Source organism: Terrabacter aerolatus, from assembly GCF_007991735.1.
Lineage (GTDB): Bacteria > Actinomycetota > Actinomycetes > Actinomycetales > Dermatophilaceae > Terrabacter > Terrabacter aerolatus.
Window position 1 is genome coordinate 105,841 of record NZ_BJYX01000007.1, and the last position, 14,965, is coordinate 120,805.

The window sequence follows — 14,965 nt, forward strand, 5'->3', positions numbered from 1 at the left end:
CCGCAACGGTCCACACCACCAGCGTCCCTCGCGCGGGGCGAGCCGGGCGCGACCTGAGACGCACCTCACCGCGGCCGCAGCAGTGTTGGTAGCGTCGCGCGCCATGATCTACCACCTCGCCGAACAGGCCCACTGGGAGCAGGCGCTCGCGGACGGCACCTACACCCGATCGACGCGGGGCCGCTCGCTCGCGGAGGAGGGCTTCGTGCACGCGTCGTCGGAGCGGCAGTGGCCGGTCGTGCGGTCGCGCTTCTACGCCGATGTCACCGAGCCGCTCGTGCTGCTCCACATCGACGAGACCCGCCTCTCCTCCCGCGTCGTGCACGAGGTCGGTGACCCGACCACCGGTGAGACGTTCCCCCACGTCTACGGCCCCATCGACGTGGACGCGGTCGTCGACACGACGGTGCTGCCGCCACCCCACGCCTGACCCGCCTGCACCGTCGGCGGGCCACCGAGGACCGGCGTGCGGTCACTCGGGCTGGACTCGACCCCGTCCGGACTTGACCTGCGACCGGCGCTTCTTGCCCTCGACACGGCGTCGCTGTGAGCCACGGGTCGGCTTCGTCGCCCGGCGCGCCGGCGGCGGGGGAGCGAGGCCGTCGCGGAGCAGGGCGGCCAGCCGCTCGCGCGCCGCAGCGCGGTTGCGCAGCTGGGACCGGTGCTCGGACGCGACGACCGTGATCCGGCCGCCCACGAGCCGTCCGCCGAGGGCGGAGACGAGGCGCTCGCGCTGCGTGGGAGTCAGCGCGCTCGAGGCCTCCGGTTCGAAGACGAGCTCGACCCTGCTGTCCGCCGTGTTGACGCCCTGACCACCGGGGCCGGAGGAGCGGCTGAACCGCTCGACGAGCTCGACCGCGGGGACGACGAGGCCCCGCCGCAGACCCGGACCGGCCGCGATCACGAGGTCACCGCCGGGCTCGTTCACCCGACCATCATCTCCCGGAGTCGTCCGTGAGCGACGGGTCCCGCATGACCCGGATGGCCCGGGTGTCCCGCGTGGCTCAGCGAGGCGGCATACGCAGGGCGCCGTCGAGGCGGATGACCTCGCCGTTGAGCATCGGGTTGTCGACGATGTGGCGCACGAGGTTGGCGTACTCCTCGGGGCGGCCCAGGCGCGACGGGTGCGGCACCTGCTTCTCGAGGACCTCCTTCACCTCGCCGGGAAGGCCGGCGAGCATGGGCGTCTCGAAGGTGCCGGGGGCGATGGTCATGACGCGGATCGCCTTGTCCGCCAGGTCACGAGCGGCCGACAGGGTGAGTCCGACGATGCCGCCCTTGCTCGCGGCGTAGGCAGCCTGGCCGATCTGGCCGTCGAACGCCGCGATGCTCGCCGTGTTGACGATGACGCCGCGGTCGCCGTCGAGGGGCTCGTTGGTGAGCATGGCGGCAGCGGCGAGCCGCAGCACGTTGAACGAGCCGACGAGGTTGATCTCGACGACGGTCCTGAACGTGTCGAGCGACAGTGGACCGCCGCGGCCGATGACACGGCCGGGGGTTGCGACTCCCGCACAGTTCACGGCGATGCGCAGCTCGCCGAGCTGCGTGGCGCGCTCGATGGCCGCCTGCACCTGTGCCTCGTCGCGCACGTCGGCAGCGACGAAGACCGCACTGCCCGCGCGCTGCGCGTCGAGCTCGTCGACGAGGGCCGGGGCGGTCGAGGACTCGAGGTCGATGATGACGACCGTCGCGCCGTCGGCGACGAGGCGCCGCGCGGTGGCCCCACCGAGGCCGGAGCCGCCACCGGTGACGACGGCGACCGTGGACGAGTTCAGCTGCATGACAGAGCCTTTCGAGAGAATGGGTCAGCGGGCGAGGAGCTGGCGCGAGATGACGAGGCGCTGGATCTGGTTGGTGCCCTCGAAGATCTGGGTCACCTTGGCCTCGCGCATGTAGCGCTCGAGCGGGAAGTCCTCGGTGTAGCCGGCGCCGCCGAGCACCTGGACGGCATCGGTCGTCACCCTCATCGCGGCGTCGGTGGCGACGAGCTTGGCGACCGCGGCCTCCTTGCCGAAGCCACGACCGGCGTCCTTGAGCCGGGCCGCGTGCAGGTAGGTGGCGCGAGCAGAGGTCACCGCCGCCTCCATGTCGGCGAGGAGGAACGCGAGTCCCTGGAAGTCGCCGATGGGGCGGCCGAACTGCTGGCGCTCCGACGCGTAGTCGGCGGCGGCGTCGAGGGCGGCCTGGGCCAGGCCGGTCGCGGCCGCGGCGATGCCGAGCCGGCCCGCGTCGAGGGCCGACAGGGCCGTCTTCATGCCGTCGCCCTCGCGACCGATGAGGCGTGCGCCCTCGACGGGCACCCCGTCGAACATGACCTGCGCGACGGGATCACAGTGCAACCCCATCTTGCGCTCGGGCTCGGCGAAGGTGAGGCCCGCGGCGTCGCCGGGGACGATGAAGGTCGACAGCCCCTTGCCGCCGTCGTCGGACGTGCGCGCGAAGGTCGTGTAGTAGTCGGCGTGGCCGGCGTGCGAGATCCACGCCTTGGTGCCCTTGAGCGTCCAGTCGTCGCCGGTGCGCGTGGCGCGTGTCGTCATCGACGCGATGTCGGAGCCGGCGAGGGGCTCGGAGAGGCAGTAGGCGCCCAGCTGCTCGCCCGAGAGCATCCCGGGCAGCAGGGCCTCCTGCTGGGCTCGGGTGCCGAACGTCGCGACGGGGTATGCCGTGAGGCTGTGGACGCTGACGCCGACGGCCACGCTCATCCAGACGGAGGCGATCTCCTCGACGACCTGGAGGTAGACCTCGTAGGGCTGGTCGGCGCCGCCGAACTCCTCGGGGTAGGGCAGCGACAGCAGACCCGCACGTCCGAGGGTGCGGAAGGTGTCCTCGGGGAAGGTGTGGGCGCGTTCGGCGTCGTCGACCTTCGGGGCGAGGTCCTTGCGGCAGATCTCGCGGGTCAGCTCGATCAGGTCGGTGGCTTCGTCGGTCGGCATCAGCCTCGTCGCTGGCATGGCTAGATACTAGGACGTCCGAGCATCTCGTCCAAAAAGTGAGACGGCAGGCGGGCTGTCGGCCCCGCCCGAGCCGGCCGAGAGGGATCCGCTCCCATCCTGGACCCGGCGTCCTCCCATGCGAATGACATCCGGCACACAGGGGGGATCCAGCGGTCGTGCAGGTGGGTCAACTGGCGTCCAAGTCATGGCGCTCCGGATACGGGATCTTTGAAATCCCTTGAACCGCAACGGCTCCCAGCGCCCCTACATTTTCAAGCGCCGTCCGGGTCACCGGTCGGAGGCAGTTCCCTGAGCCGTGTCACGCCGACCCTGCGCGCCACTCGGTTCCGGTCCTTCGTCACACCCTTCGAGAGGATCCACATGCTGTCCAACCACACGCGCCGCCGGGGTCTCGCCCGTCTGGCCGTCTCGGCCCTGGCGCTCGCCGCTGCGGCCGCCGTCGCCGGGTCACCCACCGCAGGGGCCTCGCCGGCGGGCAGTGCCCACCGCACGGCACCGAACCCCTACTCGCCCCAGACGGGCCACTCCTACCGACACGGCGTCGTGCCGACCAAGGCGACGAACGCCCGGATGAAGCAGTGGGCGCAGACCCAGTCGACGGCCGCGACCGGCACGCAGACACTCTCCTACGGTGGTGCGGTCGACGGCATCGGCGTCACGAGCGGCAAGCCGAAGGTCTACCTCGTCTTCTGGGGCACCCAGTGGGGCAGCCAGGGCACCGACTCGAACGGCAACCTCACCTTCTCCAGTGACGCAGCGGGCGGCGCGGGCCGCCTCCAGCAGATGTTCAAGGGCCTCGGCACCGGCGGTGAGCAGTGGTCCGGCGTCATGACCCAGTACTGCGACGGCCCGGGTGTCGCCAGTGGCGCGACCTCGTGCGGTTCGGGAACGGCGCACGTCGGCTACCCGACCGGCGGCGCCCTCGCGGGAGTCTGGTACGACAACAGCGCCGCCGAGCCTGCAGCCGCGACCGGCACGCAGCTCGGCACCGAGGCCGTCAAGGCGGCCAGCCACTTCGGCAACACCACCTCCGCCTCGAACCGCTACGCGCAGTACGTCGTCCTCTCGGCGACCGGCCTCAATCCCGACAACTACAAGACGGGCGGTTTCTGCGCCTGGCACGACTGGAACGGCGACGTGAGCGTCACCTCGGGCGTCGGTGACGTGGCCTTCACGAACATGCCGTACGTCATGGACCAGGGCTCGAGCTGCGGCCAGAACTTCGTCAACTCCGGCAGCGCCGGCACGACCGACGGCTACACGATGGTCGAGGGCCACGAGTACGCCGAGACGGTCACCGACCAGAACCCCGCCGGCGGCTGGACGAACCACACCGGGAACGCCACCTACAACGGCCAGGAGAACGCGGACGAGTGCGCGTGGATCGCGCCCGGCTCCGCGGGCGGCGCCGGCAACGTGGCCATGGGCAACGGCTCCTACGCCGAGCAGGCCACGTGGTCCAACGACACGAACCGGTGCGACATCTCGCACCCGACCGTGGGCGGCACGACGAGCAACACGGTGACGGTGACCAACCCCGGCAACCAGTCCGGCACCGTCGGCACGGCCAAGAGCCTGCAGATCCAGGCGAGCGACTCCGCGTCGGGCCAGACCCTCACCTACTCCGCGACGAGCCTGCCGACCGGTCTGTCGATCAACAGCTCGACCGGCCTCATCAGCGGAACCCCCTCTGCCGCAGGCACCTACAGCGTGACGGTGTCGGCCAAGGACACGACCATCGCCAGCGGGTCGGCCACCTTCACCTGGACCATCGGCACGTCGGGCACCTCGTGCAGCGGTCAGCTGCTCGGCAACCCCGGCTTCGAGACCGGCAGTGCCGCACCGTGGGCCGCGAGCACCGGAGTCGTCGACAGCTCGACCAGCGAGCCGGCGCACTCGGGCAGCTGGAAGGCCTGGCTCGACGGCTACGGCTCGGCGCACACCGACACGCTCACGCAGTCGGTGACGATCCCCGCCGGGTGCAAGGCGACCCTGTCGTTCTATGTGCACATCGACACGGCCGAGTCGGGCTCGACGGCCTACGACACGCTGACCGTCAAGGCGGGCTCGACGACGCTGACGACGCTCTCGAACGCCAACGCGGCCTCGGGCTACGTCCTCAAGTCGTTCGACGTCTCCTCGCTCGCGGGCCAGACGGTCACGGTCGGCTTCACCGGCGCCGAGGACAGCTCGCTGCAGACGTCCTTCGTCATCGACGACGCCGCGGTGACGCTGGGCTGAGCTCGGGACCCGTCGGCCCGATGACGGGCTGACGGGGGCCAGGGCGGATGGGGTGCGGACGAGATCCGTGCTCCATCCGCCCTTCGGCGTTCCGGCTCACGTGGGTGAGATCAGCGGGGGTAGGTGCGCACCTCGGTGGCCTTGACGGCGGCCCAGACGTCGTGCCCGACCTGCAGGCCCAGGGCGGTGACCGACTCCAGGGTCACCTCCGCCGTGAGCGGCACGCCACCGACGAGCCCGACCCGGGCCGACTGCCCCTGCATCGTCACCGCCGAGATGCGCAGCCGCCACGCGTTGCGCGGTGAACCCTCCGGCTCGTGCAGGTGCAACGACACGGCGCTCGGCGGCACGGTGGCCCACACCGGACCCTCGGTCGGGCTGGTCGTGACGATGAGCCCCCCGTCCGCGGTGCGCACGTGTCCGTGCGAGTCGCCTTGTCCGGCATACAGGTTCAGCCCGACGACGGTGCCGACGTAGGCGCTTCGGGGTTCGCTGAGCACGTCGGCCGGTGTGCCCGTCTGGCTCACCTTGCCGTCCTCGACGAAGACGAGGTGGTCGGCGAGCGTCAGCGCGTCGAGCGGGTCGTGCGTGACGAGCACCGTCACCCCGTCGTATGCCGCGAGCCGCGCTGCCAGGTCGCTGCGCGTGCGTGCGCGGGTGTCCGGGTCGAGTGCCGCGAGTGGCTCGTCGAGCAGCAGCAGGGCGGGGTCGGTGGCGAGGGCGCGGGCCAGCGCCACGCGCGCCTGCTGGCCGGACGACAGCTCGCCCGGCCTGGCCGACTCGCGGTCGGCCAGGCCGACCCGCTCGAGCTCGGCGCGCGCACGCTGTCGGGCCTGCTGTCGGGGCACGCCTCGGCTGCGTGGGCCGAAGGCGACGTTGTCGAGGGCGCGCAGGTGGGGGAAGAGCAGGCTGTCGGCGAGCATGAGGCCGACCTGGCGCTGCTCGGGCGCCAGGCGGCGACGTCCGTCGTCCCAGAGCCGACCGCCCACCTCGACGTGCCCCGCCGCGAGGGGCAGCACCCCGGCGAGCGCGAGCACCGTCGAGGTCTTGCCGCCCCCGTTGGGGCCGAGGATCCCGATGACTTGTCCGGGCTCGGCGGTGAGGGCGACATCGACCTCGATCGCACCGCGCGAGAGTCGAACCCGCGCGTCCAGCCCGTCGCGCCGCAGGCCCGGCGGGGTCATCGCAGCCACCGGCCACGGAGGACGCCGAGCACGAGCACGCTGACGGCCAGCAGCATGATGCTGATCGAGATCGCCACCTGCGGGTCCCGCTCCAGCTCGACGTAGACGAGCAGGGGCAGGGTCTGGGTGCGGCCCTGGAAGTTGCCGGCGAAGGTGATGGTCGCGCCGAACTCGCCGAGCGCCCGAGCCCAGGCGAGGGCGAGGCCGCTCGCGATGCCGGGCAGGACGAGCGGGATGCCGACGGTGCGCAGGTAGCGCAGGTCGCTGGCGCCGAGGGTCCGGGCCACCGACTCGAGCCGGGGGTCGAGGCCGCGCATCGCGCCCTCGACGGCGAGCACGTAGTAGGGCATGGCGACGAAGGTCTCGGCGAGCACCACGGCCACCGTCGTGAAGGGGATCTGGATGCCGAACGGCGTCAGGTGCTGTCCGATCACCCCGTTGCGCCCCCACGTCATGAGCAGGGCGACGCCGCCGACGACGGGCGGGAGCACGAGCGGCACGGTCAGCAGGGCTCGCACCCAGCTCGTCGCTCGGTGGTCCGACCGGGCGAGGAACCACGCCAGGGGAGTGCCGAGCAGCAGGCAGAGCACCGCCGTCACCGACGTCGTCGTCAGCGAGAGCCGCAGTGCGGGCAGGACGGTCGGCGTCGCGAGGTCGGACGGGATGCGGGCCCAGTCGGCACGCAGGAGCAGGGCGACGAGGGGCACGACGAGCAGCAGGAGGGCCAGCCCCGCTGGGACGCCGAGGGCGACGCGTGAACGCCAGCCGGCGGCATACCTCATGTCAGGTCATCCTGCCGGTGGCCGCGCGACACGACCTCAGGGCGCGCCGAAGCCGAACGACTGCACCGTCGCGAGCCCCTGGGCACTGAGCAGGTAGGCGACGAACGCCTTCGTCGCGGCGTCGTCGGACAGCGTGATGACGGGATAGGTGAGGCTCGTGTTGACCTGGGAGGGGATCTCGACGCCCTTGACGGCGTCCTTCGCGGCCACGACGTCGGAGTGGTAGACGACGGCGGCGTCGGCCTCGCCGAGCTTGACCTTGGCGAGCGTCGCCTTGACGTCGACCTCCTGGCTGACGACGTTGGGCACGACGCGGGCCTTGGCGAAGGTCGCCTTCGCGGCCTTGCCGCACGGCACCGTGTCGGCGCAGAGGACGACCTTGACGCTCGGCTTCGAGAGGTCGTCGATCGAGGTGACCTTGCCGGGGTTGCCCGGCGGGACGGCGATCTCGAGGACGTTGGTCGCGAACGTCTTGGTGTCCTTGACCATCGACGCGTCGAGCGGCTTGGCCGCGGCCGTGCCGGCGAGCGCGATGACCGACGCCGGGGCACCGTTGTTCACCTGCTGCACGAGCGTGGCGCTCGATCCGTAGGAGGTCTCGACGGTGACCCCGGGGTGGGCCGCCTCGAAGTCGTGCTTGAGCCGGTCGAACGACTCGGTGAGCGAGGCGGCGGCCAGCACGGTGACGGTGCCCTGCAGGGATGAGGGCCCGCCACCCGTTCCGGCCGGCTGGCCCGTGGCGGTGGTCGACGGCGTCGTGGTGCCGCAGGCGGTGAGGAGCAGGGCGGCGAGCCCGGTGGCCACGGCGGGGACGAGCGTGCGGGGCGCGCGGCGGGGGGAGCGGGTGCTCATGCGGGGACCTCGACGACGACGTGGGTGGACTTGACGCTCGCGACCGCGACCGAGCCGACCTCGAGGGCGAGGTCGTCGACGGACTCGCTCGACAGGAGGGAGACGATGCGGAACGGGCCGCACTGCAGCTCGACCTTGGCCATCACCGTGTCGCGCGTGATGGCCGTGACGATGCCGCGCATCCGGTTGCGGGCGGACGCGCCCCCGATGGCGCCGACCGCAGCCGGATGCGCGAGCTCCTGCGCCACGGCTGCGAGCTGGGCGCCGTCGACCGTGCGGCGGCCGGCGTCGTCGGTGGCGCCCTCGAGGCGTCCCGAGTCGACCATGCGACGGACCGTGTCGTCGGAGACGCCGAGCAGCGCGGCTGCCTCAGTGATTCGCAGGTGCGGCATGGGCGCGACATTACACCCGCATCTGCGGTTTTGTGATGCGTGCGTATGCCGCGCGCGCGGCTGTGCTGCGATCCGGGTCTTGGGTGCGTGGCGGGCTGGGGGGCGGGCCCGTGGCGAACCGCAGCGGCCGTCGGGGGACCTGTGGCGCGTCATGCCCCACAGAGGGGTTGACGTGGCGGCCGGTCGCGGCTTTAATCAACGTGTTAGTTGATCAAGGAGTTAGTTGACCATGATGCTCTCGCCCGTCTCGGACGTAGACCTCGACCGCGCCTTCGCGGCCCTCGCCGACCCCGTCCGGCGCGCCATCGTCGCCCGCCTCAGTCGGGGCGCCGCGACCGTCAACGAGCTCGCCGAGCCGTTCGAGATCAGCAAGCAGGCCGTCAGCAAGCACATCCAGGTGCTCGAGCTGGCCGGTCTCGTGAGCCGGTCCCGCGAGGCCCAGCGCCGCCCGGTGCACCTCGAGGCCGCGCGCCTCGAGGCGCTGACCGCCTGGATCGACCGCTACCGGCTCGCAGCCGAGCAGCGCTTCCGGTCGCTCGACGCCGTCCTCGAGCGCACCTCCCCACCCGCTTCCGCAGCAGCACCCGCCCGCAACACCGACAAGGAGCAGCAGCCATGACCAACCCACTCACCCTCGACATCCCCGCCGGCGTGCCGTGGATCGACTTCACGCGCGAGTTCGACGCCCCCGTCGCGGCCGTGTTCAACGCCCACCGCGACCCCGACCTCGTGCGCCAGTGGCTCGGCCCGCGGGGCTATGAGATGCAGATCGAGCGCTGGGACTTCACGTCGGGTGGTGGCTATCGCTACACCCACCGGCACGGCGACGACGTCTACGGCTTCCGCGGCACCTTCCACACGGTCCGCGAGAACGACCTCGCCGTCCAGACCTTCGAGTTCGAAGGGGCGCCGGACGAGGTCGCCATCGAGTTCATGCGGTTCGTCGACCTCGGTGACGGACGCTGCCGGCTCGAGGGCCGCAGCGTCGGGCGCACCGTCGAGGGGCGCGACATGATGGTCGAGAGCGGCATGGAGAAGGGGATGTCGGAGGGCTACGAGCGTCTCGACGAGCTCGTCGCCGAGGCGGCGTCCGGCGCATCCTCGGACTCCAGCACGACCTCCTCCGCGGCGCAGGGGTGACCGGCATGGACTGGACCCTCGAGGTCGTCATCGTGCCGGTCAGCGACCTCGGCGCGGCCATCGCCTTCTACCGGGACCAGGTCGGCTTCGACCTCGACCACGAGACGCAGAACGAGCACATGCACGTCGCCCAGCTGACGCCACGCGGCTCCGGCTGCTCGATCGTCGTCGGCGACCTGCCGTCCCAGCGGGGGATGGCCCCCGGCTCGCTCCACGGCGTCCAGCTCGTCGTCGCCGACGCCGAGGCGGCCCGGGCCGAGCTCGTCGGCCGCGGTGTCGAGTGCTCGGAGATCCAGACGATCGACCCGCGCGACGGCGGGACGTTCTTCGGGTTCACCGACCCGGACGGCAACTCGTGGGCGGTCCAGCAGCTCAAGGTCCGGGCCGACCAGCCCCTCATCCCGCACGAGGCCCGCGGCCGCTTCGGCGAGGGCGTCGAGCTCTGACCCACCGACCGGCGGCGCGACGACAGGGTGCGCCGCCGGTCTCCGCCCCAAACGATCCAGGAGCAATCATGAGCACCGTCGTCTTCGACATCAGCCTGTCGCTCGACGGCTTCGTCACCGCGGCCCCGCAGACGGTGGAGGAGCCGCTCGGGCCGGGCGGGGAGCAGCTGCACGGCTGGCTCGTCGACCGCGACTACCTCGAGCGCGCCGTCAGCGGCCTCGGGGCCGTCGTCGCCGGTCGCACCACCTACGACCACTCGATCCCGTCGTGGGGCGCCGACGGGCCGTCCGGCGTGGCCCGCCGTCCGGTCTTCGTCGTCACGCACGAGGCGCCGGACGCCGGCGCCGTGCCGGAGGGTGGCGTCTACACCTTCGTCACCGACGGGATCGAGTCCGCGGTCGAGCAGGCCGAGGAGGCGGCGGCAGGTCGCACCGTCACCGTCATGGGCGGGGCCGACCTCGGCCGTCAGTGCCTTGCCGCAGGGCTCGTCGACGAGGTGTCGCTCCACGTGGCCCCGGTCCTCTTCGGCAGCGGCACCCCGATGTTCGCCGGCCTCGACGTCGGTCACCTCCGGCTCGAGCTGCTCGAGACGAGCGCCACCCCGGAGGCCGTCCACCTGCGCTACCGGGTGCTCCGCCCGGCCGCCTGACGCAGCCTCGCCCCCGCCGAACGACGCGTTCGGTCGCGAACCCATGGTTCTGCCACGGACTCGGCGACCGAATGCGTCGATCAGGTGCGGAATGCGAAGGTGCGGGGCGTGCGACCCGGGTTCCGTCCGGGCCCGGCCGGGCGGCATACTGACCCCCATGAGCAACGTCCCCCAGCAGCGGCTCCTGCAGACCGCGATCCCCGGCCCGAAGTCGGCTGCGCTCCAGGCCCGCAAGACGGCGGCCGTGTCCGCCGGCGTCTCCACCGGCCTGCCGGTCTACGTCGAGCGTGCCGGCGGCGGCATCCTCGTCGACGTCGACGGCAACCAGCTCATCGACTTCGGTTCGGGCATCGCCGTGACGACCGTCGGCAACTCCGCCCCGCGGGTCGTCGACCGCGTCACCGCCCAGGTGCAGGACTTCACCCACACGTGCTTCATGGTGACGCCCTACGAGGAGTACCTCGAGGTCGCCGAGGCCCTCAACGAGCTGACGCCCGGTGACCACGAGAAGCGCACCGCGCTCTTCAACTCCGGCGCCGAGGCCGTCGAGAACGCCGTCAAGGTCGCGCGCCACTTCACCGGCCGCAACGCCGTCGTCGCCTTCGACCACGCCTACCACGGCCGCACCAACCTCACGATGGCGCTCACGGCCAAGAACATGCCCTACAAGCACAAGTTCGGGCCGTTCGCCGGCGAGGTCTACCGCGCGCCGATGAGCTACCCCTTCCGCTGGCCGGGCGGTCCTGCCGACTGCGCCAAGGAGAGCTTCGACGCGTTCGTCAGCCAGGTGCACGCGCAGGTGGGGGAGGACAACCTCGCCGCCGTCATCCTCGAGCCGATCCAGGGTGAGGGCGGATTCATCGTCCCCGCACCGGGATTCGTCAAGCAGGTCGCCGACTGGTGCGCCGACAACGGCATCCTCTTCATCGCCGACGAGGTGCAGACCGGCTTCTGCCGGACCGGTGACTGGTTCGCCAGCGAGCACGAGGGCGTCGTGCCCGACCTCATCACGACCGCCAAGGGCATGGCCGGCGGCCTCCCGCTCGCCGGCGTCACCGGCCGCGCCGACGTCATGGACTCGATCCACGGTGGCGGCCTCGGGGGCACCTACGGCGGCAACCCCGTCGCCTGCGCGTCCGCCCTCGGCGCCATCGAGACGATGAAGGAGGAGGACCTCTGCGGCCGCGCCAAGCAGGTCGAGGCCCTCTTCGTCCCGCGCCTGCAGGCGCTCGCCGAGAAGTACCCGCAGATCGGCGACATCCGCGGCCGCGGCGCCATGCTCGCCGTCGAGCTCGTCAACGGCCCCGGCGACCTGACGCCGAACGCCGCGCTGACCGGCGCCGTCAACAAGGCCTGTCACGCAGACGGCCTCGTCACCCTGACGTGCGGCACCTACGGCAACGTCTTCCGGTTCCTGCCGCCGCTCGCCGCGAGCGACGAGCTGCTCTCCGAGGGCCTCGACATCTTCGAGAAGGCGTTCGCCGCCTCCGTCTGACACCCCGCCGACCCGAGAACGTATGCCGTCCCGCTGAGCCAGCGGGACGGCATACGTGCGCTCGGGCCTCGGCTGGCGGGGACGACTGACTCCCTCTCGCCCATCGACCACGGTCCTGCGGTGCTCAGGCCGCGGCGACCGAGCCGCGAGAGGTCGTCGGCCGTCCCCGGTCCGCCCCGAGCTCGGTGACGCGGCGCCGGACCGTCCGCTCGATGACCTGCGCGACCCACGCCGGCCGGAGCATGACCTGCTCCCACGTGAAGCGCAGCACGAGCCACCCGCGCGAGACGAGCTCGTCATAGCGTTCGGTGTCGCGCGACATGGCTGCCCGCTCGCTGTGGAACTCGAAGCTGTCGGCCTCCAGCACGATCCCGAGGTGCTCGTCGGCGAGGTCGACCCGCGCGTAGAAGTCGTCGTAGCGGATCCGGTGCTGGGGGTCCCAGTCGGAACCGACGCCCAGGGCGATGGCGCGCAGCACCGACTCGAACGGGTTGGCCGCCTGCGCGCTGCCCTGCCTCACGACGGCCAGGGCGCGAGCCCGGAGGCGCGGGCCCAGCGCCCCGGCGGCCGTGACGAGCGCGCGCCTCGGCAGGCCGCTCCGCAGCGCCGAGTCGACGACCGAGAGGGCCTCGTCGAACAGCAGGTCGAGGCAGCAGTCGAGGACGGTGCGGACCGGCGTCGTGACCCAGCCGTCCACGACATCACCGGGAGCGAGAGTGCGACGGTGCACGGTCGCGCCACCGCGGGTGCTCGCGCGCGGCTTGCGTCGTGCCGGGACCGTGACGTCGGGCAGGCGCGGCACGGTCTTGACCTTCCACCCCCAGTGCAGCGCCGCGGTCCGGTGCGACGCGACACCGGTCATCCGCCGGGCGGCCACCCGACCGTCGTCGGCGGCGGGCAACGCGTAGCTGCCGTGGCCGATCCGCCGCACGAGCCCGGACTCGACAGCCGGTCCGATGAGCCGCCACGGCACCGCCCGCCGCAGCTCGCGCCACGAGCAGATGCCGCCGAGACGCGTCAGGGCGGCGACGACATCGGCCGTCGTGCGGCCCCGTCGAGGTCGACACCGGGTGGTCATGACGCCGAGCGTGGCAAAGACGGTCGCGCGCCGGCCGGGCTTCTCCACAGGGGGAGGAGGGACGAGCGACGACCCTTCGCGGTGGCGCACCCTCGCGACCGTGCTCAGGCGCAGGCCCCGGCCGACGAAGGGGAGTCAGTCGTCCTCGCCGACGCGTCCGTATGCCGTCACGCCGGCCCGCGCACACGGCATACGTCGGCGGGTGGTGGGCCCTACGACGGGTCCAGCGGGGCGACGTCGGGGCGCTTGGCCTGGCGGTGGTCGCCCGAGCTGCGGCCGGTGAGGCGGCGGTGCACCCACGGGCCGACGTACTCCTTGGCCCACTGGGCGTTGGCCTGCAGGGCCTCGCGGCGCCCGATCGGGGGCGCGGGCTCGAGGGGCGTGGCCCAGTCGGTCTCGGCCGGCGTGTGTCCGAGCGCCTCCAGCGCGGCGAGCGCGACCCGGCGGTGGCCCTCGGTCGTCATGTGGATGCGGTCCTCGCTCCACATGCGCCAGTCGCGCAGCGCGTGCAGGCCCCACTGGTCGATGACGTGGGCACCGTTGCGTCGGGCGATGCTCCAGATGTTCGCGGTGTGGATCGCGGCCCGGCCCCGAGTCGCCTTGACGAGCGGCGCGTCGGCCGGGTCGACGGGCGTCGCCATGAGCACGTCGGCGCCGGTGGCCCGGATGCGCGCGACGGCGGCCTCGAGCCGGGCGGCCAGGCTGTCGAGGTCGGCCTTGGGCCGCAGGATGTCGTTGCCGCCGCCGACGATGCTGACGAGGTCGGGCTGCAGCGACAGGGCGTCCTCGAGCTGCGGGCCGACGACGTCGGCGAGCTTGCGCCCACGCACGGCGAGGTTGGCGTAGCCGAAGTCCACCCCCTCGGTGCGGGCGATCTCCGACAGGTGCGACGCGAGGCGGTCGGCCCAGCCGGCGAACTCGCCGTCGTGCCCGAACGTCGGGTCGTCGTCGCACATGCCCTCGGTGAACGAGTCGCCGATCGCCACGAAGCGGGTCCACACCGAGGGCTTCGAGGCCTCGGGCGATGGCTGGGTCATGTCAGCCTCCAGTCGATGGGTGCCGCGCCCTGCTGGGCGAGGAGGTCGTTGGTGCGGCTGAAGGGCCGCGAGCCGAAGAAGCCGGAGCGCGCCGACAGCGGCGACGGGTGGGCCGACTCGATGCGCGGCACGTCGCCGAGCATCGGGGCCAGCGACTGCGCTTGACGTCCCCAGAGGATCGCCACGAGCGGGCCGCCGCGCTGGACCAGGGCCGAGATCGCTTGTGCCGTCACGGTTTCCCAGCCCTTGCCCTGATGACTGGCGCTCGCCCCGGGCCGCACGGTCAGCACCCGGTTGAGCAGCATGACGCCGCGCTCGAACCACGGTGTCAGGTCGCCGTTGCCCGGCGTCGGCAGCCCGAGGTCGGTGCCGAGCTCGGCGTAGATGTTCTGCAGCGAGCGGGGGACCGGGCGCACGTCGGGCGCGACGCTGAAGCTCAGCCCCACCGGGTGGCCCGGCGTCGGGTACGGGTCCTGGCCGACGACGAGAGCCCTGACATCGGGCAGCGGCAGCGAGAAGGCCCGCAGCACCCGGTCGCCGGCGGGCAGGTAACCGCGGCCGGCCGCGACCTCGGCGCGCAGGAACTCACCCATCTCGGTGATGGTGTCGGCCACCGGCTCGAGCGCCGGGACCCACGTCGGGTGGACGAGGTCGCTGAGGGGTCGGGCTGGCACGGCCTCACGCTACCCCCGCCCGCCGTGCGACAGAATCGAC

Annotated in this window: 17 protein-coding genes; 7 read left to right on the forward strand and 10 right to left on the reverse strand. The window is 72.3% G+C overall.

Annotated elements, in window-relative coordinates; genetic code table 11:
- The first annotated feature begins 103 nt into the window (after positions 1 to 103).
- Entirely contained in the window at positions 104 to 430 is a 327-nt protein-coding gene (locus tag TAE01_RS08785) for a DUF952 domain-containing protein (protein ID WP_147065500.1), read from the forward strand.
- Between the two features lie 42 nt (positions 431 to 472).
- Here TAE01_RS08785 and arfB read toward each other — a convergent pair whose 3' ends face one another.
- From arfB to TAE01_RS08800, 3 genes are all read right to left on the reverse strand, one after another.
- Positions 473 to 928: an alternative ribosome rescue aminoacyl-tRNA hydrolase ArfB gene (arfB, locus tag TAE01_RS08790; RefSeq protein ID WP_147065502.1), complete on the reverse strand. Its 456-nt coding sequence runs from the start codon at positions 926 to 928 to the stop codon at positions 473 to 475.
- A gap of 76 nt (positions 929 to 1,004) precedes the next feature.
- Complete coding sequence (locus TAE01_RS08795) at positions 1,005 to 1,781, reverse strand: SDR family NAD(P)-dependent oxidoreductase (RefSeq protein WP_147065504.1); 777 nt, start codon at positions 1,779 to 1,781, stop codon at positions 1,005 to 1,007.
- A gap of 24 nt (positions 1,782 to 1,805) precedes the next feature.
- Positions 1,806 to 2,951: an acyl-CoA dehydrogenase family protein gene (locus tag TAE01_RS08800; protein ID WP_147065505.1), complete on the reverse strand. Its 1,146-nt coding sequence runs from the start codon at positions 2,949 to 2,951 to the stop codon at positions 1,806 to 1,808.
- Between the two features lie 363 nt (positions 2,952 to 3,314).
- Between TAE01_RS08800 and TAE01_RS20865 the strand changes: the two genes are divergently transcribed.
- On the forward strand, positions 3,315 to 5,195 hold the full coding sequence (locus TAE01_RS20865) for a putative Ig domain-containing protein (protein ID WP_147065507.1): 1,881 nt from the start codon (positions 3,315 to 3,317) through the stop codon (positions 5,193 to 5,195).
- Between the two features lie 110 nt (positions 5,196 to 5,305).
- Here the strand turns inward: TAE01_RS20865 and TAE01_RS08810 are convergent, their stop codons facing one another.
- The 4 genes from TAE01_RS08810 to TAE01_RS08825 are packed head-to-tail and all read right to left on the reverse strand — an operon-like array spanning position 5,306 to position 8,405.
- Positions 5,306 to 6,379 carry an ABC transporter ATP-binding protein gene (locus TAE01_RS08810; protein WP_147065508.1) on the reverse strand — a complete coding sequence of 358 codons (1,074 nt, stop codon included), beginning with the start codon at positions 6,377 to 6,379 and terminating at the stop codon, positions 5,306 to 5,308.
- On the reverse strand, positions 6,376 to 7,161 hold the full coding sequence (locus TAE01_RS08815; RefSeq protein WP_147065510.1) for an ABC transporter permease: 786 nt from the start codon (positions 7,159 to 7,161) through the stop codon (positions 6,376 to 6,378). The genes TAE01_RS08810 and TAE01_RS08815 overlap by 4 nt, the downstream gene beginning before the upstream one ends.
- A 36-nt stretch (positions 7,162 to 7,197) precedes the next feature.
- A complete protein-coding gene (gene modA / locus TAE01_RS08820; RefSeq protein WP_147065512.1) occupies positions 7,198 to 8,013 on the reverse strand; it encodes a molybdate ABC transporter substrate-binding protein in 816 nt (271 codons plus the stop codon).
- On the reverse strand, positions 8,010 to 8,405 hold the full coding sequence (locus TAE01_RS08825; RefSeq protein WP_147065514.1) for a TOBE domain-containing protein: 396 nt from the start codon (positions 8,403 to 8,405) through the stop codon (positions 8,010 to 8,012). The genes modA and TAE01_RS08825 overlap by 4 nt, the downstream gene beginning before the upstream one ends.
- Before the next feature lie 229 nt (positions 8,406 to 8,634).
- On the opposite strand from TAE01_RS08825, the gene TAE01_RS08830 reads away from it, so the two are divergent.
- From TAE01_RS08830 to gabT, 5 genes are all read left to right on the forward strand, one after another.
- Complete coding sequence (locus tag TAE01_RS08830) at positions 8,635 to 9,024, forward strand: ArsR/SmtB family transcription factor (protein ID WP_147065516.1); 390 nt, start codon at positions 8,635 to 8,637, stop codon at positions 9,022 to 9,024.
- Positions 9,021 to 9,545 carry an SRPBCC family protein gene (locus TAE01_RS08835; RefSeq protein WP_147065518.1) on the forward strand — a complete coding sequence of 175 codons (525 nt, stop codon included), beginning with the start codon at positions 9,021 to 9,023 and terminating at the stop codon, positions 9,543 to 9,545. The genes TAE01_RS08830 and TAE01_RS08835 overlap by 4 nt, the downstream gene beginning before the upstream one ends.
- A gap of 5 nt (positions 9,546 to 9,550) precedes the next feature.
- Entirely contained in the window at positions 9,551 to 9,991 is a 441-nt protein-coding gene (locus TAE01_RS08840) for a VOC family protein (RefSeq protein ID WP_147065519.1), read from the forward strand.
- A 68-nt stretch (positions 9,992 to 10,059) separates the two neighbouring features.
- A complete protein-coding gene (locus TAE01_RS08845; RefSeq protein WP_147065521.1) occupies positions 10,060 to 10,641 on the forward strand; it encodes a dihydrofolate reductase family protein in 582 nt (193 codons plus the stop codon).
- Between the two features lie 157 nt (positions 10,642 to 10,798).
- Positions 10,799 to 12,136 (forward strand): 4-aminobutyrate--2-oxoglutarate transaminase, encoded by a 1,338-nt coding sequence (gene gabT / locus TAE01_RS08850; RefSeq protein WP_147065522.1) that lies wholly within the window; start codon positions 10,799 to 10,801, stop codon positions 12,134 to 12,136.
- A gap of 124 nt (positions 12,137 to 12,260) precedes the next feature.
- Here gabT and TAE01_RS08855 read toward each other — a convergent pair whose 3' ends face one another.
- From TAE01_RS08855 to TAE01_RS08865, 3 genes are all read right to left on the reverse strand, one after another.
- Entirely contained in the window at positions 12,261 to 13,214 is a 954-nt protein-coding gene (locus tag TAE01_RS08855) for a DUF559 domain-containing protein (protein ID WP_147065524.1), read from the reverse strand.
- Positions 13,215 to 13,426: 212 nt separating this feature from the next.
- On the reverse strand, positions 13,427 to 14,251 hold the full coding sequence (locus TAE01_RS08860) for an SGNH/GDSL hydrolase family protein (protein ID WP_147065526.1): 825 nt from the start codon (positions 14,249 to 14,251) through the stop codon (positions 13,427 to 13,429).
- On the reverse strand, positions 14,248 to 14,925 hold the full coding sequence (locus tag TAE01_RS08865) for a uracil-DNA glycosylase (protein ID WP_147065527.1): 678 nt from the start codon (positions 14,923 to 14,925) through the stop codon (positions 14,248 to 14,250). Before TAE01_RS08865 ends, TAE01_RS08860 begins: the two co-directional genes overlap by 4 nt.
- Positions 14,926 to 14,965 lie beyond the last annotated feature (40 nt).

Coding starts and splice junctions, on each gene's coding strand:
- TAE01_RS08785 (WP_147065500.1), top strand. CDS start 104: ATGATCTACCACCTCGCCGAACAGGCCCACTGGGAGCAGGCGCTCGCG.
- TAE01_RS08795 (WP_147065504.1), bottom strand. CDS start 1,781: ATGCAGCTGAACTCGTCCACGGTCGCCGTCGTCACCGGTGGCGGCTCC.
- TAE01_RS08800 (WP_147065505.1), bottom strand. CDS start 2,951: ATGCCAGCGACGAGGCTGATGCCGACCGACGAAGCCACCGACCTGATC.
- TAE01_RS20865 (WP_147065507.1), top strand. CDS start 3,315: ATGCTGTCCAACCACACGCGCCGCCGGGGTCTCGCCCGTCTGGCCGTC.
- TAE01_RS08810 (WP_147065508.1), bottom strand. CDS start 6,379: ATGACCCCGCCGGGCCTGCGGCGCGACGGGCTGGACGCGCGGGTTCGA.
- TAE01_RS08815 (WP_147065510.1), bottom strand. CDS start 7,161: ATGAGGTATGCCGCCGGCTGGCGTTCACGCGTCGCCCTCGGCGTCCCA.
- modA (WP_147065512.1), bottom strand. CDS start 8,013: ATGAGCACCCGCTCCCCCCGCCGCGCGCCCCGCACGCTCGTCCCCGCC.
- TAE01_RS08825 (WP_147065514.1), bottom strand. CDS start 8,405: ATGCCGCACCTGCGAATCACTGAGGCAGCCGCGCTGCTCGGCGTCTCC.
- TAE01_RS08830 (WP_147065516.1), top strand. CDS start 8,635: ATGATGCTCTCGCCCGTCTCGGACGTAGACCTCGACCGCGCCTTCGCG.
- TAE01_RS08835 (WP_147065518.1), top strand. CDS start 9,021: ATGACCAACCCACTCACCCTCGACATCCCCGCCGGCGTGCCGTGGATC.
- TAE01_RS08840 (WP_147065519.1), top strand. CDS start 9,551: ATGGACTGGACCCTCGAGGTCGTCATCGTGCCGGTCAGCGACCTCGGC.
- TAE01_RS08845 (WP_147065521.1), top strand. CDS start 10,060: ATGAGCACCGTCGTCTTCGACATCAGCCTGTCGCTCGACGGCTTCGTC.
- gabT (WP_147065522.1), top strand. CDS start 10,799: ATGAGCAACGTCCCCCAGCAGCGGCTCCTGCAGACCGCGATCCCCGGC.
- TAE01_RS08855 (WP_147065524.1), bottom strand. CDS start 13,214: ATGACCACCCGGTGTCGACCTCGACGGGGCCGCACGACGGCCGATGTC.
- TAE01_RS08860 (WP_147065526.1), bottom strand. CDS start 14,251: ATGACCCAGCCATCGCCCGAGGCCTCGAAGCCCTCGGTGTGGACCCGC.